At 75.6% G+C, this 21,234-nt stretch carries 21 protein-coding genes; 11 read left to right on the forward strand and 10 right to left on the reverse strand.

The window, feature by feature from the left end; genetic code table 11:
* The first annotated feature begins 177 nt into the window (after positions 1-177).
* Entirely contained in the window at positions 178-1,401 is a 1,224-nt protein-coding gene (locus tag ACFRQN_RS18915; protein ID WP_380741249.1) for a helix-turn-helix domain-containing protein, read from the forward strand.
* Between the two features lie 156 nt (positions 1,402-1,557).
* Here the strand turns inward: ACFRQN_RS18915 and ACFRQN_RS18920 are convergent, their stop codons facing one another.
* Complete coding sequence (locus ACFRQN_RS18920; protein WP_380741250.1) at positions 1,558-2,346, reverse strand: S1 family peptidase; 789 nt, start codon at positions 2,344-2,346, stop codon at positions 1,558-1,560.
* A 731-nt stretch (positions 2,347-3,077) separates the two neighbouring features.
* Here ACFRQN_RS18920 and ACFRQN_RS18925 point away from each other — a divergent pair.
* The 3 genes from ACFRQN_RS18925 to ACFRQN_RS18935 all read left to right on the forward strand — a co-directional run bounded on the left by ACFRQN_RS18925 (position 3,078) and on the right by ACFRQN_RS18935 (position 7,967).
* Positions 3,078-3,728, forward strand: a complete 651-nt coding sequence (locus tag ACFRQN_RS18925) for a transglycosylase SLT domain-containing protein (RefSeq protein ID WP_380741251.1) — start codon at positions 3,078-3,080, stop codon at positions 3,726-3,728.
* 228 nt (positions 3,729-3,956) lie between these two features.
* Positions 3,957-4,961, forward strand: a complete 1,005-nt coding sequence (locus tag ACFRQN_RS18930) for a glycosyltransferase family 2 protein (protein WP_074005185.1) — start codon at positions 3,957-3,959, stop codon at positions 4,959-4,961.
* A gap of 99 nt (positions 4,962-5,060) precedes the next feature.
* Positions 5,061-7,967 carry an FAD-binding and (Fe-S)-binding domain-containing protein gene (locus tag ACFRQN_RS18935; protein WP_380741252.1) on the forward strand — a complete coding sequence of 969 codons (2,907 nt, stop codon included), beginning with the start codon at positions 5,061-5,063 and terminating at the stop codon, positions 7,965-7,967.
* On the opposite strand, the gene ACFRQN_RS18940 is transcribed toward ACFRQN_RS18935, so the two are convergent.
* The gene (locus tag ACFRQN_RS18940; protein WP_380741253.1) at positions 7,958-8,470 is read right to left on the reverse strand and encodes a hypothetical protein; all 513 of its coding nucleotides are present in this window, start codon (positions 8,468-8,470) and stop codon (positions 7,958-7,960) included. The genes ACFRQN_RS18935 and ACFRQN_RS18940 overlap by 10 nt on opposite strands.
* A gap of 42 nt (positions 8,471-8,512) precedes the next feature.
* Positions 8,513-9,016: a DUF1453 domain-containing protein gene (locus tag ACFRQN_RS18945; RefSeq protein ID WP_380741254.1), complete on the reverse strand. Its 504-nt coding sequence runs from the start codon at positions 9,014-9,016 to the stop codon at positions 8,513-8,515.
* 74 nt (positions 9,017-9,090) lie between these two features.
* Between ACFRQN_RS18945 and ACFRQN_RS18950 the strand changes: the two genes are divergently transcribed.
* Complete coding sequence (locus ACFRQN_RS18950) at positions 9,091-9,714, forward strand: TetR/AcrR family transcriptional regulator (protein ID WP_380741255.1); 624 nt, start codon at positions 9,091-9,093, stop codon at positions 9,712-9,714.
* 178 nt (positions 9,715-9,892) lie between these two features.
* On the opposite strand, the gene ACFRQN_RS18955 is transcribed toward ACFRQN_RS18950, so the two are convergent.
* Complete coding sequence (locus tag ACFRQN_RS18955; RefSeq protein ID WP_049657806.1) at positions 9,893-10,342, reverse strand: CBS domain-containing protein; 450 nt, start codon at positions 10,340-10,342, stop codon at positions 9,893-9,895.
* A gap of 82 nt (positions 10,343-10,424) precedes the next feature.
* Positions 10,425-11,417: a slipin family protein gene (locus ACFRQN_RS18960; protein ID WP_380741256.1), complete on the reverse strand. Its 993-nt coding sequence runs from the start codon at positions 11,415-11,417 to the stop codon at positions 10,425-10,427.
* Positions 11,418-11,572: 155 nt separating this feature from the next.
* On the opposite strand from ACFRQN_RS18960, the gene ACFRQN_RS18965 reads away from it, so the two are divergent.
* A complete protein-coding gene (locus ACFRQN_RS18965; RefSeq protein ID WP_380741257.1) occupies positions 11,573-12,421 on the forward strand; it encodes a uracil-DNA glycosylase in 849 nt (282 codons plus the stop codon).
* 115 nt (positions 12,422-12,536) lie between these two features.
* On the opposite strand, the gene ACFRQN_RS18970 is transcribed toward ACFRQN_RS18965, so the two are convergent.
* Positions 12,537-13,415, reverse strand: a complete 879-nt coding sequence (locus tag ACFRQN_RS18970) for a CHAD domain-containing protein (RefSeq protein ID WP_380741258.1) — start codon at positions 13,413-13,415, stop codon at positions 12,537-12,539.
* A 167-nt stretch (positions 13,416-13,582) separates the two neighbouring features.
* Here ACFRQN_RS18970 and ACFRQN_RS18975 point away from each other — a divergent pair, with 167 nt between their 5' ends.
* The 3 genes from ACFRQN_RS18975 (at position 13,583) to ACFRQN_RS18985 (ending at position 15,977) form a co-directional block, all read left to right on the forward strand.
* Positions 13,583-14,257, forward strand: a complete 675-nt coding sequence (locus ACFRQN_RS18975; protein WP_380741259.1) for a hypothetical protein — start codon at positions 13,583-13,585, stop codon at positions 14,255-14,257.
* A gap of 153 nt (positions 14,258-14,410) precedes the next feature.
* Entirely contained in the window at positions 14,411-15,214 is an 804-nt protein-coding gene (locus ACFRQN_RS18980; RefSeq protein WP_049659252.1) for a thioredoxin domain-containing protein, read from the forward strand.
* Between the two features lie 106 nt (positions 15,215-15,320).
* Entirely contained in the window at positions 15,321-15,977 is a 657-nt protein-coding gene (locus ACFRQN_RS18985) for a vitamin K epoxide reductase family protein (RefSeq protein WP_074005177.1), read from the forward strand.
* 7 nt (positions 15,978-15,984) lie between these two features.
* Here the strand turns inward: ACFRQN_RS18985 and ACFRQN_RS18990 are convergent, their stop codons facing one another.
* The 4 genes from ACFRQN_RS18990 to ACFRQN_RS19005 all read right to left on the reverse strand — a co-directional run bounded on the left by ACFRQN_RS18990 (position 15,985) and on the right by ACFRQN_RS19005 (position 18,685).
* The gene (locus ACFRQN_RS18990) at positions 15,985-16,485 is read right to left on the reverse strand and encodes an NUDIX domain-containing protein (RefSeq protein ID WP_375874888.1); all 501 of its coding nucleotides are present in this window, start codon (positions 16,483-16,485) and stop codon (positions 15,985-15,987) included.
* A gap of 106 nt (positions 16,486-16,591) precedes the next feature.
* Complete coding sequence (locus ACFRQN_RS18995; protein ID WP_380741260.1) at positions 16,592-17,680, reverse strand: serine hydrolase domain-containing protein; 1,089 nt, start codon at positions 17,678-17,680, stop codon at positions 16,592-16,594.
* 48 nt (positions 17,681-17,728) lie between these two features.
* Positions 17,729-18,244 carry a GNAT family N-acetyltransferase gene (locus tag ACFRQN_RS19000; RefSeq protein WP_049660050.1) on the reverse strand — a complete coding sequence of 172 codons (516 nt, stop codon included), beginning with the start codon at positions 18,242-18,244 and terminating at the stop codon, positions 17,729-17,731.
* A gap of 24 nt (positions 18,245-18,268) precedes the next feature.
* On the reverse strand, positions 18,269-18,685 hold the full coding sequence (locus ACFRQN_RS19005; RefSeq protein WP_049660049.1) for an ankyrin repeat domain-containing protein: 417 nt from the start codon (positions 18,683-18,685) through the stop codon (positions 18,269-18,271).
* A 398-nt stretch (positions 18,686-19,083) separates the two neighbouring features.
* Here ACFRQN_RS19005 and ACFRQN_RS19010 point away from each other — a divergent pair, with 398 nt between their 5' ends.
* Complete coding sequence (locus ACFRQN_RS19010) at positions 19,084-19,278, forward strand: hypothetical protein (RefSeq protein ID WP_049660046.1); 195 nt, start codon at positions 19,084-19,086, stop codon at positions 19,276-19,278.
* A gap of 114 nt (positions 19,279-19,392) precedes the next feature.
* Entirely contained in the window at positions 19,393-21,009 is a 1,617-nt protein-coding gene (locus ACFRQN_RS19015; RefSeq protein WP_380741261.1) for a hypothetical protein, read from the forward strand.
* Positions 21,010-21,234 lie beyond the last annotated feature (225 nt).

A 21,234-nucleotide genomic window follows, 5' to 3' on the forward strand; every position in this document is an offset into this window, starting at 1 on the left:
CCGATGCGGAGGCTCCCGGGCCCGGCGCCGTTCTGCCCGGCGCCGTTTTGCCCGGCGCAGCGCACCGCCCGGCACCGCAGCGCACCGCCCGTCCAGTTTGACCAAGGCACGTCAACGGGGATACCAGGGCCGGGCGCTCCCCCACGAGCGCTCCCCCCGCCCCCTCCGGGAGACCCCGTGCCGTCCCTACCCGCCCCCACGCCACCCCCGCCGCCACCACCTCAGCCGCCTCCGCCGCCGCCCCGCACGGGACCCGGGTCCGCGCGCCTGCGCTTCGGCCGCCGGCTGCGCCACTGGCGCGAGGCCCGCGGCCTCAGCCAGGCCGAGTTCGGCCGGCTGCTCGGCTACCACGACTCGCTGATCAGCCGGGTGGAGAACGCCCACCGCTGGCCACCGCCCGGAATGCCCGCCCGGGCCGACGAACTCCTGCGCGCCGACGGCGAGTTGGCGGACCTCTGGCAGGCCGTCCAGCAGGAGCGCGAACACCTCGGCGAACGCGCCGCCGCCACCCGGCCACCGCTCGACGCCACCGCCACCGGCCCGCCGGACGCCGCCACCGTCGAGGTGCTCGCCCAGCTGCTCGCCGTCTACCGCGCCGCCGCGGGCCGGATCGGCGGCGAGGAACTGGCCACCGTCCTGGAGCACCACGCCCACACCCTGCTCGGCCGGCCGCACCCCGACCCGCACCAGTACCCCGACCCGCGCGAGCACCCCGCCGCCGACCGCTCGCTCGCCGCCCAGTACGCCGAACTCGCCGGCTGGGCCCACTTCGAGGGCGACCGCCATGCCCGCGCGCTCAGCTGGTACGCCACCGGGCTGGAGTGGGCACGCGCGACCGGCGACCGGATCACCGCGGCCGCGCTGCTCGCCCGGCAGAGCACCCTGTACTGGTGGCACGGCGACCCGGCCACCGCGCTCGCCCTGGCCGAGGCCGCCCGGACCACCGCGCCTCCCCTGCCGGGGCTGCGGGCCTGGACCGCCGTCGCCCAGGCCCACGCCCACGCGCTGGCCGGCCGGGCCCCGCTGGTGCGCCGGACCCTGGCGGAGGCCCGGCGGCTGACCGACACCGCGCTGCGCACCGGCGAACCGACACCCTGGGCGGACCGCGCCGACCTGGTCCTGGCCGTCGCGCACGGCACCTGCCACCGGGACCTCGCCGTCCGCACCGGCCGCGCCGGCCACGCCCGCACCGCGGCGGCCTGGCTGGAGGCCGCCCTGCGGCTCCTCGACCCGGCCGCCCGCCCGCGCGACCACGCCCTGGTCACCGCCCGCCTCGCCGGCGCCCACGCCCTCGCCGGCCGCACCGACGCCGCCGTCGCCCTGCTCACCCGGCTGCCCCCGCACGCCGCCGGCCGCATCGCCCGGGAGCGACGGCGGGCCGAGGAGTGGCTGCTCGGGTGAGGCTCCCCGGGCACGGCCGTCCCCGGTCCGCCACGGAACGGCAGGACCGGCCACCACCTGCGGGTGTGGTGACCGGCCCTGCCGTACCGCTTCGACCGGCCCTGCCGGGTCGGATCAGTGACCTTCCGGGTCGGCCTGGGGACCCGCCGGGTCGGATCAGAGGCCGGCCGCCGCCGCGGCGATGTCGGCCGCGTAGGTGCTCACCTGGGTGTAGACGCCCGGGTAGCCCGCGCGGGCGCAGCCGTTGCCCCAGCTGACGATGCCGACCTGGACCCAGCGGCCCGCCGCGTCCTGCCGGACCATCGGGCCGCCGGAGTCACCCTGGCAGGTGTCGACGCCGCCCTGGGAGACGTAGCCCGCGCAGAGCGAGCCGGCCGCGTTCAGCCCCGGGTAGGCGCGGGCGCAGGTGGCGTCGTCGACGAACGGCACGGTCGCCTTGAGCAGGTACCGCTGCTGGCCGCCGCCCTCGCGCGCGGCGCCCCACCCCATGATGGTGAAGGTGCCGCTGTCGTAGGCGGTGGAGGTGGCGATCGGCAGGGTGCTGACCTGGCCGCCGGTCACCGGCGAGGCCAGCTTGATCAGCGCCCAGTCGTCGCCGTTCTCGGCGCCGGTGAAGGCGGGCGACTGGTACACGTACGAGGAGCGGACCTTGACCGCGCTGCCGCTGTTCAGGTCGACCGCCCCCGCGGTGGCGGTGATGCTGCTGTCGGCGCCGGTGCCGTCGACGCAGTGGGCGGCGGTGAGCACGATCTGCGAGGTGTAGAGCGCGCCGCCGCAGCCCATCGAGAGCCGCACCACGAACGGGAACTCGCCCTGCGCCGCCCGCGTGCCGCCGACCACGCTCGGCGACGGCTCGGGTGAGGCGGCGGCGGGCAGCACGAGCGCTCCGGCGCCGAGCACCAGGCCGGCCAGCAGGCAGACGAACCTGCCGAGTTGACGCTTCATCAGATCCTCCTTGCAGGTGGGGGAAGACCGAGAGTGGCCCGACGGGCGGCGCGATAGGAGGGGTCCGCCCTTGCCGGTCGGATCTGGCAGGAACACGGCAATGAGGGGTTCCGGGTGCGGAGGACCCGGGGCGATCACGCACCGAACCTCACGGCCCGCTCCGGGGGAATCCCGTGCGCGACCCCCCGGAGCCGTCACCGGCCGCTCACTCCGCGTCGACGCCGCGCCCGTCGGCGTGTGAGCCCGCCCACAGCGGGATCGCCATCCACGATCCCCGATAGTGGACGCGCTCCCCGCAGCACCGCCCCCGGCGCCGTCGAGCCGCCCCGACCGGGCCGCCCGCGACCGCGATCCGCCTGAAGAACACAGGCCACCGCACCTGCCGGCGGTGCGATCCACCGCCACCCCGGGGTCACTACCTCCAGAGGGGCGATTCGGACAAATCTATCCAAATCAACCACCGGGCCCCGCTCCGGCCACCCCTCAGCCACGACCCTGCGTAGTAGCGAACGCCTTTGCCACCCGTCCCCGGCCCTGCCAAGAATGGCCCGTCGCCAGACAGCGCAGCCGACCACCCCCCGCCGCCGCGCAGCCCGCCCGCCCCGCCGTTTCCGTCGGGGCGCCACGGCCGTCCAGGGCGGCCGCACGGGCCCCGCTCACCCGGAGCCCACGCGATGCCCCGCCCCCGGTGCCACCGGCACGGCCCCCGACGGAGAAGGATCGTCCGCCCCATGCAGCTCAGCCATGCCCGCCGCAACTCCCTGATCACCGGCGTCGCCACCCTCGTGGTCGCGAGCGCCGCCACCGCGGCCCTCGCCATCCCGCAGGCCGGGAACGGCACCGAGGCCGCCCCCGTGGCCGCCGTGTCAGTGGACGGCACGCTGGTCGCCGAGCAGGGCCAGGCCGACACCGCTGCCTCCGGCACCGCCGAGCAGGCCGCCCAGGAGGCCCAGGCCAAGGCCGAGGCGGACACCGCCGCCCAGGCCCAGGCCGAGGCACAGGCCCAGGCGGACGCCAAGGCCAAGGCCGACGCCGAGGCCGCCGCCTCCCGCTCCCAGGAGCGCCAGGACCTGAACAGCGCCCCGGCCGCCTACTCCGGCACCCCGCAGCAGATCGCCGCGCAGATCGTCCCGGCCGGCCAGCTCCAGTGCTTCAGCAACATCGTGTTCCGCGAGAGCAGCTGGAACCCCCTCGCGGTGAACGCCTCCTCCGGCGCCTACGGCCTGGTCCAGGCCCTGCCCGGCTCCAAGATGGCCTCCGCGGGCGCCGACTGGCGCACCAACCCGGCCACCCAGATCAAGTGGGGCCTGAACTACATGAACACCCGCTACGGCAGCCCCTGCGCCGCCTGGTCGTTCTGGCAGTCCCACCACTGGTACTAGGCCGACCCCCGATCGGCCGCCGAGGGCCCGCGACGCACCGCGCGCTGCGGGCCCCGGCGCGCATCACCCCAGGTCGGAAGCCGGGCCGGGACCCGGGCCGGGCGTGGACACGTCCGGAAGGCGGCGTGAAGATCTGGCGCACACTCGTACGGTTTGCCACTGATTGATCGGAATTACGGACCGTCAGGGCTTTGCCACGGTTCGCGAGCCCTCTTACGCTCCGGCGTCATGCCCTCACCCCTGATCAGCGTCGTGCTCCCCGCCTACGACCAGCACGAACAGCTCGCCGACTGCCTGGACTCGCTGCTCGCCCAGTCCCTGGCCGACGTCGAGGTGATCGTGGTCGCCGACCGCTCCCCCGAGACCGCGGGCGGGCTCGCCGACGCGTACGCCGCCCGGCACCCGCAGGTGTCGGTGCTGCACCTGAACGCCGCGGTCGGGGTCGGGGCGAGCCGGAACGCGGGCGCGGCGCGGGCCACCGGCGAGTACCTGCTGTTCCTGGACGCCGACCACCTGCTGCCCCGGGACGCGCTGCGCACGCTCGCCGACCGGCTCCGGCAGACCGGCCCGGTGGACGTGCTGCTGTTCGGCCACTCCCGCCGGCACCAGGACCGGGACTGGCCGGGCGGGGCCGAGGCGCTGCTCGCCGAGGCCGGGCCCGAGCCGTTCGCCCCCTTCGACCGGCCCGCGCTGTTCGGCGCGCCGCCGCTGGCCTGGGACCGGCTGGTCCGCCGCGGCCACTGGGCCGAGCTGGGCCTGGCCTTCCCTCCCGGCCGCTACGAGGAGGTCCCGGTGGCGCACGCGGCGCTGCTCGGCGCCCGGACGGCCGCCGTGCTGGCCCGCGAGTGCGTCCAGCTCCGCCGCCGGGAGACCGTCCACCCGGCGGGCGGCCCGGGCAGCAGCGTCTTCGACCTGTTCGAGCAGTACGAGCGCAGCTTCGCCCTGCTGGAGGACCAGCCGCACCTGTACGCGGTGCGCGAGGCGCTGTTCGTCCGGATGATCCGGCACTACCTGTTCGTCTTCGACCTGGCCGGCTGCGTCACCCGCGCCGAGCGGCCGCAGTTCTTCCACCGCGCCGCCGAGCACCACCGCCGCTTCCAGCCGCCCGGCCACCGCCGGCCGGGCGGCCGCGAGGGGATCAAGTTCTCGCTGCTGGCGGGCGGCGCGTACCCGGCCTTCGAGGTGGCCAAGCTCTCCCACATCGCGCGCGGCACGCTCACCGGGCGGAAGTAGCCGGGGCACCCCCACCCGGGTGAGCCGGGCGCCGCGCCCGGTACCGGTGCGGCGGCGCGGCTGCGATCATCGGCGGAGCCGTACTCCTGGGAGGTCCTGGTGAGCCGTCCGTCCGCCGTCCCCGGGGCCGAGTTGGCCCGTGAGCTGGCCGCCGTGCTGCGCGGCGAGGTCCGCTTCGGCGCCGCCGAGCGCACCGTCTACAGCCAGGACGCCTCCAACTACCGGCAGTTGCCGCTCGGCGTGGTCAAGCCGGCCGACCTCGACGACGTGCGCACCGCGCTGGCGCTCTGCCGCGCCCACCGGGTGCCGGTGGTGGCGCGCGGGGCCGGGACGAGCATCGGCGGGCAGGCGATCGGCCCGGGCGCGGTGGTGCTGGACTTCCGCCGCCACCTCGGCGCGGTGCTGGAGGTCGACCCGGGGGCCCGCACCGCGCGCGTCCAGCCCGGCACCGTGCTGGACGACCTCCAGCGCGCCGCCAGGCCGTACGGGCTGCGCTTCGGGCCCGACCCGTCCACGCACAGCCGGTGCACCCTCGGCGGCATGATCGGCAACGACTCCTGCGGCTCCCACTCGCTCGCCTGGGGGCGCACCGCCGACAACGTCGAGCGGCTGGAGCTGCTGCTCGCGGACGGCACCGAGCTGACCGTCGGCGGGCGGCTCACCCCCGCGGAGCGCGCCGCGCTCGCCGCGCTGCCCGGGCGGGTCGGCCAACTCCACACCGGGCTGCAGGAGTTCACCGACCGCAACCTCGCCGCCATCCGGCAGGGCGTGCCGCAGCTGCCCCGCCGCACCTCCGGCTACCCGCTGGACGCGCTGCTGCCCGAGCGGGGCCACGACCTGGCCCGGGCGCTCACCGGCACCGAGGGCACCTGCGCGCTGCTGCTCGGCGCCACCGTCCGCCTGGTCGAGGACCCGCCGGCCCGGGCCCTGGTGGTGGCCGGCTACCCCGACGAGGGCGCCGCCGCCGACGCCGTCCCGGCGCTGCTGCCGTACGGTCCGCTGACCGCCGAGGGCATGGCGGCCGACCTGATCGCCGCGCTGCTCGCCGCCGGGCCCCGCCCGCCCGCGCTGGACCGGCTGCCCGCCGGCGAGTGCTGGCTGTTCCTGGAGACCGGCGGCGACACCCCGCTGGCCGCCTACCAGGCCGCCCGCCGGCTCGCCGACGCGGTGAAGCGCGAGCGCTCGGCCGCTGTCGCCCTGGTCACCGACCCGGTCGAGCAGCGCCAGCTGTGGGCCGTCCGGGAGGCGGGCGCGGGGATCGTCACCCGGCTGCCCGGCGGCGGCGAGGCCTGGCCCGGCTGGGAGGACTCCGCCGTCCCGCCCGAGCGGCTCGGCGACTACCTGCGGGCCCTGCGCGCCCTGTTGCGCCGGCACAGCCTGCACGGCGTCCCGTACGGGCACTTCGGCGACGGCTGCGTGCACCTGCGGATCGACTTCCCGCTGGACGAGCCCCAAGGGGTGCTGGTCTTCCGGGAGTTCCTGGAGCAGGCGGCCGATCTGGCGGTCTCGTACGGCGGTTCGCTCTCCGGCGAGCACGGCGACGGCCAGGCCCGCTCGGAGCTGCTGCCGCGCATGTACCCGCCCGAAATCATCGGCCTGTTCGGGGAGTTCAAGCGGATCTGGGACCCGGAGAACCTGCTCAACCCGGGCGCGCTGGTCGACCCGCGCCCGCTCGACGCCGACCTGCGCTTCGTCACGGCCCCGCGCCGCACGCTGCCGCTGGCCCTCCCGTACGAGCAGGACGGCAGCAGCCTGGTGAAGGCGGTGCACCGCTGCGTGGGCGTCGCCAAGTGCGTGGCCCCGGGCAGCGGGGTGATGTGCCCGAGCTACCTGGCCACCGGCGAGGAGCGGCACTCCACCCGGGGGCGGGCCCGGCTGCTCGCCGAGATGCTGCGGGGGGACGCGATCCCGGACGGCTGGCGCTCGGAGGAGGTGCGGGAGGCGCTGGACCTCTGCCTGAGCTGCAAGGGCTGCGCGAGCGACTGCCCCGTCCACGTCGACATGGCGACCTACAAGTCCGAGTTCCTGTACCAGCACTACCGGCACCGGCCGCGCCCGCTCGCGCACTACTCGATGGGCTGGCTGCCGCTCTGGCTGCGGGCCGCCTCGCTCGCGCCCGGGGCCGCCAACACCCTCGCCCGCTCCCGGGCCGGGGGGCTGCTCAAGCGGCTCGGCGGGATCGACCGGCGCCGGGTGCTGCCGGTCCTCCCGCCGGAGACCTTCACCGCGTGGTACCGGCGGCACCGCGCCACCCACCCGGCCCCGGCGGGCGCCCGGCCGGTGCTGCTGTGGCCGGACACCTTCTCCGACCGCCTCCAGCCGAACGTGCCGCGCTCGGCCGTCGAGGTGCTGGAGCACCTGGGCTTCGACGTCCGGCTGCCCCCGGGCCCGGTCTGCTGCGGCCTCACCTGGTACTCCACCGGCCAACTCGGCACCGCACGAAGGGTGCTGCGGCGCAGCCTGCGGGCACTGGACGGAGCCGAAACGGGAGCGGGCGGGGTCCAGGCAGACACCCCCGTGATCGGCCTGGACCCCAGCTGCACCGCGACTCTGCGCGAGGAACTGCCCCGGCTGCTCGGCGCGGAGGGCCGACCGCTCGCCGACCGCACCCGCACCTTCGCCGAGTTCCTCGACGAGTTCGCCCCGGACGCCCCGCTCCCCCGGATCCCACTGGACGCCGTCACCCAGACCCACTGCCACCAGCACGCGGTGCTCGGCAGCGCCGCCGACCGCCGGCTGGAGGCCCGGCTCGGCCTGAACAACCGCGTGCTGGAGGCCGGTTGCTGCGGCCTGGCGGGCAACTTCGGCTTCGAGCGGGGCCACTTCGAGGTGTCCGAGGCCATCGCGGAGCGGGTGCTGCTGCCCGGGCTCCGGGCCGCCGGGCCGCAGGCGGTGGTCCTGGCGGACGGCTTCAGCTGCCGCACCCAGATCGCCCAACTCGCGGACGGGCGGCGGGCCCTGCACCTCGCGGAGCTGATCGCCCGGGAGCTGCGGGATCAGTCCTGACGGTGCGCCGCGAGGAAGGCCCCGGCGTGGGCCGCGGCCTCCTCCCTGGTCCGGTGGCCGGCCGCCGCCCCACCGGTGGCGCCGTCCGCGCCGGTGGCCGTCCAGCGCCAGCCGCCGGAGGTCTCGTCCTCCGCCAACTCGGCTGTTCCGCCGAACAGTTCGAGCAGCCCGGGCCGCGCCGCCGGACGACTGACGGCCTCCGGCCACTTCTTCCGGGCGCCCTGCCGGGTGATGCCCCAGGCGGCACCGAGCTGCTCGTAACTGGCGCCGTAGGAACCCGCGGTGGCGGCCGCGCCCGCGGTGAGCAGCTTGACCTCGGCGTCCACCAGCTTCCAGGCGGACAGGACGGAGAGCGCGACCTCGACCGGCTCGGCGTTCCACATCCGTTCCGCGGGCAGGCCCGTCGCGCGGGCGCGCACGGCGGCGGCGAGGGGGTCGAGCGCGTCGAGGAGGGCCTTCGCCAGCGCGGCCCGCTCCTCCGGAGTGATCTCCACGGTCGTCATGGTGACAACTGTAGTTAACGACCTCGTCCACGACAACCATAGTTACCGGCCGAACCGGTCCAGCGGGCTCGCACCCCGCTTCTCCGGCGCGAACGGCGTGCCCGAGGAGAGCGCCCGGAAGCCCACCACCAGCGCCTCCCCCAGGAAGCCCACCCCGATCGACAGCTGGATCGGACGGGCGTCCGCGGCCAGGCCGAAGTGCGCGGCGAGCGCGGCGAAGCCGGCCATCAGGGCCAGCGACACCGCCGCGACCAGGAAGGTCCGCCCGGTGTAGCGCTGCCACAGCACGCCCTCCCGCTCGTAGACCCGGATGGTGGCGCCGCGCACCGCCCCCAGCGCGACGCCGAGCCCGGCGCCCGCCGCGATCCAGCCGTAGTCGGCCGCGCCGAGCCCGTGCTTCTGGGCGAGCGCCCACACGCCGAGGGCGGTGAGCACCACCGGCGGCGCGATGAGGTCCCGGGCGTTGAGCGGTTCGCCGCGCAGCCGCCGGATCACCACCACCACGACCACGACGGCGATCAGCCCCGCGTGCACCCAGCCGTTCATTCCTGCCTCCCCGAATTTTTGTAGCTCGACCGTGCTAAATCAGCAATTTAGCTCGCTCGTGCTATAACGGCAACATGCCGAAGATCGTCGACCCCGCCGAACGCCGCCAGGCCGTCGCCGACGCCGTCCTGCGCGTCGCGGCCCGGGAGGGACTGGAGCACGCCTCCCTGCGCAACGTCGCCGAGGAGGCCGGACTGGCCGTCGGCTCGGTGCGGCACTACTTCGCCGGCAGCTCCGAGCTGATGATCTTCGCGATGCGCGAGCTGGCCCGGCGGATCGAGGCCCGCATCCGCGCCCACGCCGCCGCCCTGCTCGACCCGGCCGCCGCCGGCACCGACCGGCGCGAACGGACCGTCCGGCTGCTCGCCGAAACCCTCCCGCTGGACGCCGGGCGCCGGGAGGAGTCCGCGCTCTGGCTCTCCTTCGTCACCGCCGCCCGCACCCGGCCCGACCTGCGGCCCCGCGCCGTCGAGATGCAGACCGGCCTCGACGACCTGGTCCGACGCGTCCTCGCCGAGTCCCGACGCGCCGGCGGCCTGGCCCCCGGCCTCGACCTCGACCTCGAAACCCGCCGGCTCTCCGCCCTGCTGGACGGCCTCACCCTCCAGGCCGTCCAGCACCCCGACCTGGTCGGCCCCGACGAGCTGCGCGCGGTGCTGCGCCGCCACCTCGACACCCTGGCCGCCCCCGCCTCCTGAGACCGCGCCAACACCCCCGAGAACGCCGAGGTCGCCGAGGGCACGGAGAGCACCGACGGCACCGGGGCCCCGCCGCCCACGCCACCTCCGTCTACGCCCTGGGATGACCGGACCGGCACGACTGCGGCCCCCGCCCGTCCGTCGGCGGGGGCCGCGGCCCGCGTACGCGCGGCCGGCGTCAGCCCTGGGCCGCCCCCGCGGGCGCCTCCTCCGCACAGACCGCCGAGACGAACTCGGCGACCCGCGCCTGCGGCAGGCCGCGCGCGATGTCCGCCTCGCTGATCATGCCGACCAGCTTGTGCTCCGGGTGGTTGATCACCGGCAGCCGGCGCACCTGGTACTGCTCCATCACCCGCAGCACCTGCTCGCAGTCCTCGTCCGCCTCCACCGTCATCGGCCGCCCCTGCGCCAGCTCGCCCGCCGTCACCGACGCCGGGTCGCGGTCCTCGGCGACGCAGCGCAGCACGATGTCGCGGTCGGTCACGATCCCCAGCAGCTTGTCGCCCGGCCCGCAGATCGGCAGGGCGCCCACATGGCGCTCCCGCATGATCCGGGCGGCGGCCGCGAGCGTCTCGTGCTCACGGATGCACTCCGCGCCCGGGTGCATGATGTCGCTGGCTCTGGTCATGGTCCGCCTCCTGACCTGGCTTCCCGTTCCCCTCGTCCATCGTGGTCCGGGCGGATGGCCGACGCCACCGGGGCCGACCCGCTCACTCCGCTCCGTCCGACCCGGCGGGGCCGCCGCGCCCGGCCCGGCCGTCCGGCGACTCCGGTCGGTCCAGCGGCGACTGCTCCAACACCTCTTCCAGGGGCGGGAGTTCATGCCTGGGTGGCTCCGGCTCCAGCCCCTCCTCCGGGATCTCGCCGCTCTCCACCGCCTCCTCCACGGCCTTCGCCCCGGCCGCGACCGCCGCCGCCGTCAGCAGGTTCCGCTGCTGGACCTCCGTGGCACTGTCCAGGAAGCGCAGCAGCTCCACCGGGAAGGGCAGCACCAGCGTCGAGTTCTTCTCCGCCGCCACCTCCACCACGGTCTGCAACAGCCGCAGTTGCAGCGCGGCCGGAGTCGCGCTCATCACGGCCGCGGCGTCCGACAGCCGCTGCGAGGCCTGGTACTCGCCGTCCGCCGTGATGATCCGGGCCCGCCGCTCCCGCTCGGCCTCCGCCTGCCGCGCGATCGAGCGCTTCATCGACTCCGGCAGCGCGACGTCCTTGATCTCCACCCGGTCGATCTCGATGCCCCAGCCCAGCGCCGGGCTGTCGATCATCAACTCCAGCCCCTGGTTGATCGGTTCCCGGTTGGCCAGCAGGTCGTCCAGCTCGCTCTTGCCGATGATCGAGCGCAGCGAGGTCTGCGCGACCTGGGAGATCGCGAAGTTGTAGTCCTGCACGTTGACGGTGGCCTTCACCGGGTCCACCACCCGGTAGTAGACCACCGCGTCCACCCGCACGGTCACGTTGTCCCGGGTGATGCCCTCCTGCGCCGGGATCGGCATCGTCACGATCTGCACGTTCACCCTGCGCAGCCGGTCCGCGACCGGCATCAGCGCCACCAGCCCGGGCTCGCGCACCTCGTCGCGCACCTTCCCGAAACGGAACACCACGCCCTTCTGGAACTGCTGGACGACCCTGATGCTCAGGCCCGCACAGATCACCCCGAGCCCGGCCAGCCCCCCGAGCGCACCCAGCACCGCATCGACGATCATCGCGGCCTCCTCGCGACCGGCGCGCTGCGCGCACACCGGCGTCTCCGGCCGCCGCCGACCCGGACCGGCCGGGGACCGCCGGAGCAACTGATTCCACGCTACGCCTGCCCGGACGACGCCGGTACGAACGTCCCGCTCCCCCTAGGATCTTGACCATGCCGACCGAGGCCGCACCCTCCTCCCCCGCCGACGAGCCCTCCCACCTGGCGTCCGATCCGGCCTCCGATCCGGCCTCCGACCAGGCCTCCGACGACCCCGAGCACCCCCGGCACCCCGCCGAGGCGGCCGCCCGGGCCGCCGGACTCGCCGCGCTGGACCGCGTCGTCACCGGCTGCCGGGCCTGCCCGCGCCTGGTCGCGTGGCGCGAGGAGACCGCCCGCACCAAGCGCCGCGCCTACCAGGACCAGGACTACTGGGCCCGTCCGATCCCCGGCTTCGGCCCGCCGGACGCCCCGCTCGTCCTGGTCGGCCTCGCCCCCGCCGCCCACGGCGCCAACCGCACCGGCCGGATCTTCACCGGCGACCCCTCCGGCGACCTGCTCTACGCCGCCCTGTACGAGCTCGGGCTCGCCAACCGCCCCGAGTCCGTCCGCTACGGCGACGGCCTGGAACTGTCCGGCGTCCGGATCACCGACCCGGTCCGCTGCGCCCCGCCGGACAACAAGCCCAGCACCGCGGAACGCGACACCTGCCGCCCCTGGATCACCCGGGAGCTGGAGCTGATGCGCCCCACCGTACGCACCGTCGTCGCCCTCGGCGGCTTCGCCTGGCAGGCGATGCTGCCGGTGATCGCGGACGCCGGCTGGCAGCTCCCCCGCCCCCGCCCCGCCTTCGGCCACGCCGCCGTGGCCGCCTTCCCGGCCCGCGACGGCGGACCGGACCTGCGGATGTACGGCTGCTACCACGTGAGCCCGCGCAACACGAACACCGGCCGGCTGACCACCGCGATGCTCCGGGACCTGCTGCGCGAAGCCGCCCGCTCGGCGGGGCTCGACCCCCGGTAGGGCGCGGCGGAGCGGGCCGGTCGGTCGAACCGGTGGGTGGCCGTGATCCCGCCGTCCACCGGCAGCGTGACGCCCGCGACGGACGAGGCCCGGTCGCTCGGCGGCCAGGCGGCCGCTACCCGAAGCGGGCCAGCTTCCGCCTGCCCGCCGGGCGCCAGACCTCCGGCAGCCGGTGCCGGGCGGCCTCCTGCGCGGCCAGCTGGCGGCCGTAGAGGACGCCGTAGCCGAAGGGCTCGCCGCCGCTCGCCGCGTGGGCGGCGAGGGTGCTCGCGGCGACCACCGCGTCCTGGTGCTCGCCCAGCACCTCCTGGACGGCCTTCATCCGCTGGGTGTAGCGCTCGGCCCGGGCGCCGACGGCCGGGGCGGCGGTCTCGCCTGCGTACCGGGCGCGCTTGGCCGCCTTGCGGGCCGCGTGGAGGGCGAGGTCCCGTTCCCCGGGGGCGGCGGCGAGGGCGGCGCGGACGCGTTCGGCGGTGCGGTCCTGTTCGCGGGCGGCGATCCGGGAGAGCTCCGGGACGGCACCGCGGGCGGCGCGCGGGAGCAGCGGCGGGTCGGCGAGGAGGGTGGCGAGGGCCTGGCCGAGGGCCCGGCGGCGGGGGCTGTCGAGGGCGGCGACGACCTCCGGCCAGATCTGCCGGTACTCGGTCTCGCCCCACCGCTCCAGCGCGGCGGCGACCCGCTGCGGCCCGCATTCGGCGGGCAGCTCGCGGGCCTCGGCGGCGAGCCGTTCGGCCAGCACCTCGCGGTCCCGCGCCCCGCCGAGCGCGGCGGCGAGCCAGCGCAGCTCGGCGACCAGCTCGTCGGTGGTGCCGGGGGCGAACAGCCGCCGGAAGGTCCGCAGGGCGCTGCGCAGCCGCCGGCAGGCGACCCGCATCCGGTGCACGGCGTCCGGTTCGTCGGCCCGGACGGCCTCGTCCAGGCCGGCCAGCACCACGGCCTGCGCCTCGATGCGGGCCAGCAGCACCTGTCCCACCGTGGTCTCGGGTTTCGCCATGCGCGCTCGCCCCCTCGTCGGGTCAGCGGGAACGCCTTCCAGGCTAATGCGGCCGCGGCTGCTGTCGACCCGACGGGCGACCTCGCAGGCTACTGAGCGCGCGTCAGCCGGACCAGGGACCTACGGGCCCTCGTGCCGGACGCGGAGGCCATGGCATACTCCGGAGCGTGACGACCTCCTCCGATGCGACCAGGGCCCTGCGGGCCGCGGTGTTCACCGCGCTCGCCGTGCCGATGGCCGCGTTGGGCCAGGTGGTCATCACGGGCCGTCCGCTGCCGCTGTCGCTGGTGGCCACGGCCGGTGCCGTCGTCTTCCTGGTCGCGACCGTGCTGGCCGGCGGGGAGCGGCGGTTGCTGCACATCTCCGGCGTGATGGTGCCGGTCGAGCTGCTGCTCAACACCACGTTCAACCTGGGCCAGGCCGGCTGTTCGCCGGTGCTGGCCGGTCAGGTGCCCGCACGCGGGGTGAACCTGCTGGTCTGTGGTGGCGGTTCGGTGGACGGCTCGCTGCTGAGCGGCCCGCTGGGGCACACCGCCCAGTTGGCGCCCGCCGCGACCCAGCTGCTGCTCCTGCTGGTGCACCTGGTGATCGCGCTGGCGGCCTCCGCCTGGCTGCGGATGGGCGACGCCGCCCTGTCCGGCCTGGCCCGGGCGCTGCGCGCGCTGAGCGAGTCGCTGGCCGGCCCGCTGCGCGCCCTGGTCGTCCTGCTGCTCCCGGCCCCGGTCCGTCCGGTGCTGCGGGTGCCGCTGCCGGTGTCGGACCGCCCGCGGCCGCGCCGCGAGGACGTGGTGCTGAGCCCGGCGCCCCGGCGCGGCCCGCCCGCCTTCGCGCCTGCCTGCTGATCTCCGGCCTCATCTGATCATCCCCGTACCCGCCCGAAACGGGCCCGGTACGCCCGCAGGCAGTGCGCACGACTCCCGCGTTCACCGACCCCGCCGCAGCAGCTGCGGCTTCCCGCGCGCACCCGCGCGCCGCGTACAGGAGTTGACTCCCCCGTGTCCCAGGACAAGAACAAGAAGCGCATCAGTGCCCGCGAGCGGATCCAGGAGGCGCAGCGCCGCGAGCAGCAGGCCGCCAAGCGCCGTCAGCGGATCGTCGTGACGGTCTCCGCCGTCGTCGTGCTGGCCCTCGCGGGCGGTGTCGCCGTCGCGGTCAACTCGGCCTCGGACAAGAACGACAAGTCCTCCGCCGCCGCGTCCGCGCCGCTGGTCACCCCGGCCAACGCCTCCGGCCCGAACGGCACGGTGATCACCTACGGCAAGGCCGACGCCCCGCACACCATGGCGGTCTACGAGGACTTCCGCTGCCCGGTCTGCAAGCACTTCGAGGCGGCGAACGGCGAGACCGTCAAGAAGCTCACCGAGGACGGCCAGATCAAGGTGGAGTTCCACCTGGCGGCCTTCCTGGACAAGAGCCTCGGCGGCAAGGGCTCGCGCACCGCGCTGGCCGCCGTCGGCGCCGCGCTGAACGAGGGCGTGGACCAGTTCAAGGCGTTCCACGACGTGCTGTACGCCAACCAGCCGGACGAGCGCGAGGACGGCTTCGGCGACGTCAACCACATCCTGGACCTGGCCGGCCAGGTGCCCGGGCTGAAGACGGACGCCTTCGTGAAGGCGGTGACCGACAAGACCTACGCCCCGTGGGCGGCCAAGGTCGCCGACGCGTTCAACGACAGCGGCGTGACCGGCACTCCGACCGTCAAGGTGGACGGCAAGCAGATCACCCTGTTCGCCGGGAACGCCGTGGTCCCGCCGGAGCAGTTCACCGCGCAGGTGAAGCAGGCCGCCGGCCTCCAGTAGGCCGCGCCCCCGCCCCCGCGCACCACCGCACCGTACGGCACCACCCGGCCCGGCCGAACTCCCGGCCGGGCCGGCTCCTCCCAGCCAGCCACCGGAGTGTGCTGCCATGTCCGCTGCTACCACCGTGCCCCCGTCCCGCTCCGCTCCCGACGACGCCGCCCGGGCCCGGGCCCCGATCGGCGCGAGCCGGGCCTACGCCTTCCTGCTGTTCCTCGGCGGTCTGGTCGGGCTGGCCGCCTCGGCGGTCCTGACCTTCGACAAGCTCCGCATCCTGGAGAACCCCTCCTACGTCCCCAACTGCAACATCAACCCGGTGATCAGCTGCGGTTCGGTGATGCGCACCGAGCAGGCGGAGGTCTTCGGCTTCCCGAACCCGCTGCTCGGGCTGGCCGCCTTCGGCGCGCTGGCGGCGATCGGTGCGGGGCTGCTCGCCGGTGCGGCGTACCGGCGCTGGTTCTGGCTGGGGCTGAACGCGGGCACCGCGGTGGGCGTGGGGTTCGCGCACTGGCTGATCTACCAGGCGCTGTACGACATCGGCGCGCTCTGCCCGTACTGCATGGTGGTGTGGGCGACGGTGGTGGTGCTGTTCTGGTACACCACGCTGCACAACCTGCGCTCGGGCGTGATCCCGGTGGGCCCGCGGCTGGGAGTGGTCGTCCGGGAGGCGGCGCGCTACCACTGGGCGCTGCCGGTGCTGTGGGCGGCGGTGATCGCGCTGCTGGTCCTCAACCGGTTCTGGTACTACTGGAGCACGCTCCTCTGACCGTCCGTCACCCCACGTACCCGTCCGAGTGCAGCAGCGTGGCGGCGCCCGTCCGCCGGGCCTCCAGGGCCCCGGTGAGCCGGCGCGCCGCACCGGGCTGCAGCAGGACGGCCGCCTGGGCCGGGGTGAAGTACCCGTGGTCGGCGATCTCCTCGACCTGCGCCCGGACCACCGACCCGGCCGCGACCGTCCCGCCGTCGAACATGAACTGCACGGCGGGGTGGGCGTGTTCGCCCTGGTCGGGGATGGCGTCGCGCCACTCCACGACGAGCAGCCGCAGCGGCCCGGCCAACAGCCCCGTCTCCTCGTACAGTTCGCGGGCGGCGCACTCGGCGGGCCCCTCCCCCGGGTCCATCCCGCCGCCGGGGAACTGCCACTGGTCGCGGTAACTGGCCTTCAGCAGCAGGACCTTGCCCGCCTCGTCGGTGAGCAGCACGCTGCACCCGACGTAGGCGCGCACCATCCCGGCGAGCCACTCCTCCTCCGAGAGTGCCCAGGTGTCCGTCATCGCGCCTCCTCCGCCGACCGCCGCCGTCGGGGACAATCTGCCGCGATCCCCGCCCGCCAAACGGCTGTTCGCGCCGAATCCACCCGAATGAGTGCCGGGGGCGGCCTCAGCCGAAGACGGCCCGCCGGAAGGCGTTGCGCAGCTCGGTGAGCCGCTGGATGTCCCGGTCGTAGTGCACCTTGTTGGTGAGCAGCAGGGCCCAGCGGCCGAGCCGCCGGGAGACCCAGAAGCCGGTGCCGGTGAAGCCGTAGTGGACGAAGGTGCCCTCGGCCGGTCCGGTGCCGGGGGCGTACAGCCAGGACAGGCCGCGGGCGGGGGCGAGGCCGCCGGTCTGCTCGCGCAGCGACTCCTCGATCCACGCCCCGCCCCAGGGCAGCCCGGGCGGCGGGGCGAGCAGCGCGGTGAGGAAGCGGGCGAGGTCGCGGGCGGTGGAGAAGGCCCCGGCGTTGCCGGAGACCCCGCCGAGCAGCCGGGCCGAGGGGTCGTGGACGACGCCGCGCAGGTGGGCGCCGGCGCCCTGCTCGTACTCGGTGGGCGCGGTGCGGGCGGCGAGCGCGGCGCCGAGCGGACCGTAGCGGGTGTCGGCCATGCCGAGCGGCCGCCAGGCCCACTGCTCGGCGAGCCGGTCCAGCGGCGCGCCGCCGAGGTCCTCGACCAGGTAGGTGAGCAGCACGGCGGCCCGGTCGGTGTACTCGACGGCCGCGCCCGGCGGCCGGTGCGACGGGGCGGCGAGGACCCCGGCCCGGATCGCCGCCGGGTCGCGCCCGTAGAGCTGCTCGAAGCGGGTGTACGGGAGCATCCCGGCGGTGTGGGCCAGGAGTTGACGGACCGTCACCGTTCCGGCGGGGTGCCCGGCGGCGGGCGGCCACCAGGCGCCGAGCGGCTCGTCCAGCGGCAGCCGTCCGGACTGCCGCAGCACCCCGGCGCAGGGCCAGAGCGCGACCACCTTGGTGAGGCTGGCGAGGTCGTACAGGGTGTCCGGCCCGGGCCGCTGCCGCGCGTACGGCCCCTGCCCGAGCGCGCCGTGACCGCCGCCGCCGAGCGCGCTGCCGGCGTCGCCGACGGCCCAGACGGCGCCCGCCCCGACGGTGCGCGCGCCGTCCTCGACCAGCCGGTCCAGCTCCCCGCCGGGCGCGGCCAGGCCGGGGAGCCGGTCGGCTCCGGGTGCGTCGGGTCCAGTCGCTCGGTGGCTCATCCGTCCCCCTCCTCGGGCCGACGGGAGCCTTCCCCGCGCGGCCGCGGCTCAGACCGCCGGAGCGAGTTCCTTGCCGAGGCAGACGCTCTGCGGGTGGTCCTTGTAGATGCCGAACTTCCGGATCGCGGCGTAGCCCTCGGACTGGTACAGCGCGATGGCCTCGGGCTGCTCGGTGCCGGTCTCCAGGATGAAGCGGGTGCGCCCGGCCTCGACCGCGGTCCGCTCCAGGCGGCGCAGCACCGCGCGGGCCAGGCCGCGGCCGCGGGCGTCGGGGACCACGAACATCCGCTTCAGCTCGGCGTCACCGTCGCGCAGGCCGTCCGGGCCGGCCTGCTTGGCCCGCCAGCCGCCGCAGCCGACCGGCCGGCCGTCCAGGTAGGCGATCATGAACAGGCCGGCCGGCGCCTCGAAGTCCTCGGGGTGCAGGACGGTCTCGTCCGGGTCGCCGTAGCGGCGCACGTACTCCTGCTGCACCTCCGCCGACAGGGCCTGGGCGTCGGGGTGGGCGTAGCCGGTGACACGGAACTCGACGGTGCCGGTGTCCTGGGCGGTGCTGGTGCTCATGGTGAAAAAGCCTACGATCCCCGCTCAGCGGACCTCGAACCGGGCGACCAGCTCGTCCTTGCCGAACATCCGGGCGGTGTCCACGGCGCTCGGGACGCCGGCCCGGGGGTCGGCGCCGCCGGCCAGCAGCACGTCGAGCACGTCCGTGGCGCCCTTGAAGACGGCGCCGGCCAGCGGGGTCTGGCCGCGGTCGTTGGCGCGGTTCGGGTCGGCGCCGTACCGGAGCAGCTCCGCGACGGTGGCGGCGTGGCCGTGGTAGGCGGCGAGCATCACCAGGGTGTCGCCGCGGTCGTTGGTGAGGTCGGCCGGGGCGCCGGCCCCCAGGTAGGCGGACAGGGTGTCCGTCTCCCCGGCCCGGGCGGCGTCGAAGAGCTTCCCGGCGAGCGCGATCACCTCGGCGTCGGGGGCGTCGGCGGGCTGCTGGCTGGCGGCGTCGGTCATGGCGGGCGGCCTTTCCGGTCGGGTCGTCGGGCGGTCTCGGGGCTGCGCCCAGGGCACGGTAGCGGCCGGTGCCGCGACGGGCCAGCGGACGTCCGGGATCCGGATGACGGCCCGCACCCGCCACGACACGCGACCGCACGCGTTGCGCAGCCATTCGAGCGAACTTCCGGGACCCCCCGGAAACTTCCCACCCGCCGCCCGGGAATGCCTGGGCGCACCGAATCCCCGCGCGGCCCGGCCCCCACCCCGGCCGGTGCGCATACCGCCACCCGGCCGCCGGAACGGTATTGAACGGCAGAACCACCCATTTGCACCGTTCCATCATCTATTACTTTTTGTCACGATTAGTGCACTTTCCGTAACACCCCTGCTTGTCCCCACTTCCTGAGGAGCGGAACGTGATCCTCTCGATTTCCGGCATCGTCCTGTTCGGCACCATCGCCTTTCTCTTCTTCCGCCGGGACGGACTAAAGGTCTCCCACGCCATCGTCTGCGCCCTCTTCGGCTTCTACATCGCCGGCTCCTCGATCGCGCCGAGCATCACCGCGGGCGGCGCGAGCCTCGCCAGCCTGCTCAGCGGCATCAGGTTCTAGCCGCCACCTCCTCCCCCGCCGTACCGGCCCGGGCGCGGATCCCACACCGCCCCCGGGCCCCGTCGTTCCCCACCGCGCCCACCCCACCCGTCCCACCGCCCGGGGAGTCAAGGAATGCCGCTCCACCGCCACCTCAGCAAGGGCCGCACGATCGCCCGGACCGCCGGGGACCACGCCTCCGACATGTTCGCCCCGCTCTCCGTCATCGGCCGCGGCCTGCGCCACCACGTCGACTGGGCCAGGTCCCGCTGGCAGGAGACCCCCAAGGAGCGCCGCGGCCCGACGCTGTTCCTGACCGCCGCCCTGCTGATCGGCGTCTACCTGCTGCCGCACGGCCTGCTGTTCGCCCTGATCGCCCTGATGGCCAGCGCCGCCTGGGCCGGCCGGGCCCCCAAGGCGGCGCCCGCACCGCCCGCGCCGGACGCCGCCGACGTCAAGCTCGCCGCCCTCTACGCGGCGCTCACCCCGTACCTGTGCGGCCCCGAGGACGCCAACCCGCTGTACCACTTCGAGGGCGCCTACAAGAGCGCCTTCAGCGCGTGGGAGTTCGACCGCGAGGGCCGGCTCTCCCGGCTGGAGATGAGCTACCCCGCGTACTTCACCGACACCGAGCCGTCCTCCCGGGCCCGGATCGAGCAGGTGGTCCAGGGCAAGGCCGGCCGGGCCCGCGAGTACCGCTTCGACTGGGACGAGGAGTCCAACCGGCTGCGGATCACCGCACTCGCCCCGCTGCCCACCGACATCGCCGCCCAGCGCTTCGTGGCCGCCCCCGGCGAGATCGTGCTGGGCTTCACCGACGAGGACGGCACCGCCCGCACCATCCCGGTCACCCGGGGCGGCACCACCGTCCAGCAGCCGCCGGTGGTCTGGCGCACCGGCCCGCGCTCCTCCGAGCCGCACCTGCTGGTGCTCGGCGTCACCGGCTACGGCACCTCCAGCCTGCTGCGCTCGGTCGCCCTCCAGGCGCTCCCGTACGCGGACCTGGTGGTGGTCGACGGCGCGGGTACCGGCGAGCACGCCTGCCTGGTGAACCGGCCCGGCGTGCACACCGTGGAGACCAGCCTGCACGGCGCGCTGGCCGCCCTGGACTGGGCCGTCGGCGAGACCGAGCGCCGGCTCGCCGCGCTCAACGCCGCCCGGCACGCCGGCACCGCCCCGCCCGAGGACGCCACCCGGCCGCTGTGGCTGCTGCTGGACCACCCGACCGAGCTGAGCGAGCTCGCCCAGGCCGAGGGCCGCCCCGACCCGCAGGACCTGCTGGAGCTCCCGCTGCGGCACGGCCGGGCCGCCCGGGTCACCGTGGTGGTCGCCGACGACCTCGCCGCCCGGGACCGGCTCACCGCCACCGTCCGCACCACCACCCGGGCCCGGGTGGTGCTCGGCCCGGCCGGCCCCGACGAGGGGCGCGACGCGCTCGGCGCGCCGCTGGACATCGTGCCCGCCTCCCACGCCCCGGTCGGCCGCGGCTACGCCCGGATCGGCAACGGCGCCCCGCTCCGGCTCCAGGTGCCCGCCACCGTCGACCCGCTGGACGACGAGGCCCCGGCCCCGCTGCGGGACGCGGTGATCGCCCTGCTGCCGCACCGGGACAGCCGCACCGAGGCGGCCGCCGCCGCACCGCCCCGCCCGGACCGCCCGCCGGTGGTCCCCGCCGCCGAACCGACCGCGCCGGCCCGTCCGGTCGACCTGGCCAAGGGCGAGCCGATGATCCGTTCACGGCCGATCTCCTGACGGCCGGGCCGGGCCCGTCCCCCGGGCCGGTTCCCCGACCCTCGACCGGGGGCGGCGACCACCGCCGAATCCCGTCCCGGTACGCTCGTCACGGAAAGTCCGCACGATCACCAGATGTGAAATACGTGACACCTGGGGTGATATCACCGGCCAGATGTGACAAATCGGGCGCAGGTGGGTACAAACAGGGGCGGCACTACAGACGACGCATGTCCCGGGACGGGA

The organism is Kitasatospora sp. NPDC056800, from assembly GCF_042789775.1.
Taxonomy (GTDB): domain Bacteria; phylum Actinomycetota; class Actinomycetes; order Streptomycetales; family Streptomycetaceae; genus Kitasatospora.

Coding starts and splice junctions, on each gene's coding strand:
- ACFRQN_RS18920 (WP_380741250.1), bottom strand. CDS start 2,346: ATGAAGCGTCAACTCGGCAGGTTCGTCTGCCTGCTGGCCGGCCTGGTG.
- ACFRQN_RS18925 (WP_380741251.1), top strand. CDS start 3,078: ATGCAGCTCAGCCATGCCCGCCGCAACTCCCTGATCACCGGCGTCGCC.
- ACFRQN_RS18930 (WP_074005185.1), top strand. CDS start 3,957: ATGCCCTCACCCCTGATCAGCGTCGTGCTCCCCGCCTACGACCAGCAC.
- ACFRQN_RS18940 (WP_380741253.1), bottom strand. CDS start 8,470: ATGACGACCGTGGAGATCACTCCGGAGGAGCGGGCCGCGCTGGCGAAG.
- ACFRQN_RS18945 (WP_380741254.1), bottom strand. CDS start 9,016: ATGAACGGCTGGGTGCACGCGGGGCTGATCGCCGTCGTGGTCGTGGTG.
- ACFRQN_RS18950 (WP_380741255.1), top strand. CDS start 9,091: ATGCCGAAGATCGTCGACCCCGCCGAACGCCGCCAGGCCGTCGCCGAC.
- ACFRQN_RS18955 (WP_049657806.1), bottom strand. CDS start 10,342: ATGACCAGAGCCAGCGACATCATGCACCCGGGCGCGGAGTGCATCCGT.
- ACFRQN_RS18960 (WP_380741256.1), bottom strand. CDS start 11,417: ATGATCGTCGATGCGGTGCTGGGTGCGCTCGGGGGGCTGGCCGGGCTC.
- ACFRQN_RS18965 (WP_380741257.1), top strand. CDS start 11,573: ATGCCGACCGAGGCCGCACCCTCCTCCCCCGCCGACGAGCCCTCCCAC.
- ACFRQN_RS18970 (WP_380741258.1), bottom strand. CDS start 13,415: ATGGCGAAACCCGAGACCACGGTGGGACAGGTGCTGCTGGCCCGCATC.
- ACFRQN_RS18985 (WP_074005177.1), top strand. CDS start 15,321: ATGTCCGCTGCTACCACCGTGCCCCCGTCCCGCTCCGCTCCCGACGAC.
- ACFRQN_RS18990 (WP_375874888.1), bottom strand. CDS start 16,485: ATGACGGACACCTGGGCACTCTCGGAGGAGGAGTGGCTCGCCGGGATG.
- ACFRQN_RS18995 (WP_380741260.1), bottom strand. CDS start 17,680: ATGAGCCACCGAGCGACTGGACCCGACGCACCCGGAGCCGACCGGCTC.
- ACFRQN_RS19000 (WP_049660050.1), bottom strand. CDS start 18,244: ATGAGCACCAGCACCGCCCAGGACACCGGCACCGTCGAGTTCCGTGTC.
- ACFRQN_RS19005 (WP_049660049.1), bottom strand. CDS start 18,685: ATGACCGACGCCGCCAGCCAGCAGCCCGCCGACGCCCCCGACGCCGAG.
- ACFRQN_RS19015 (WP_380741261.1), top strand. CDS start 19,393: ATGCCGCTCCACCGCCACCTCAGCAAGGGCCGCACGATCGCCCGGACC.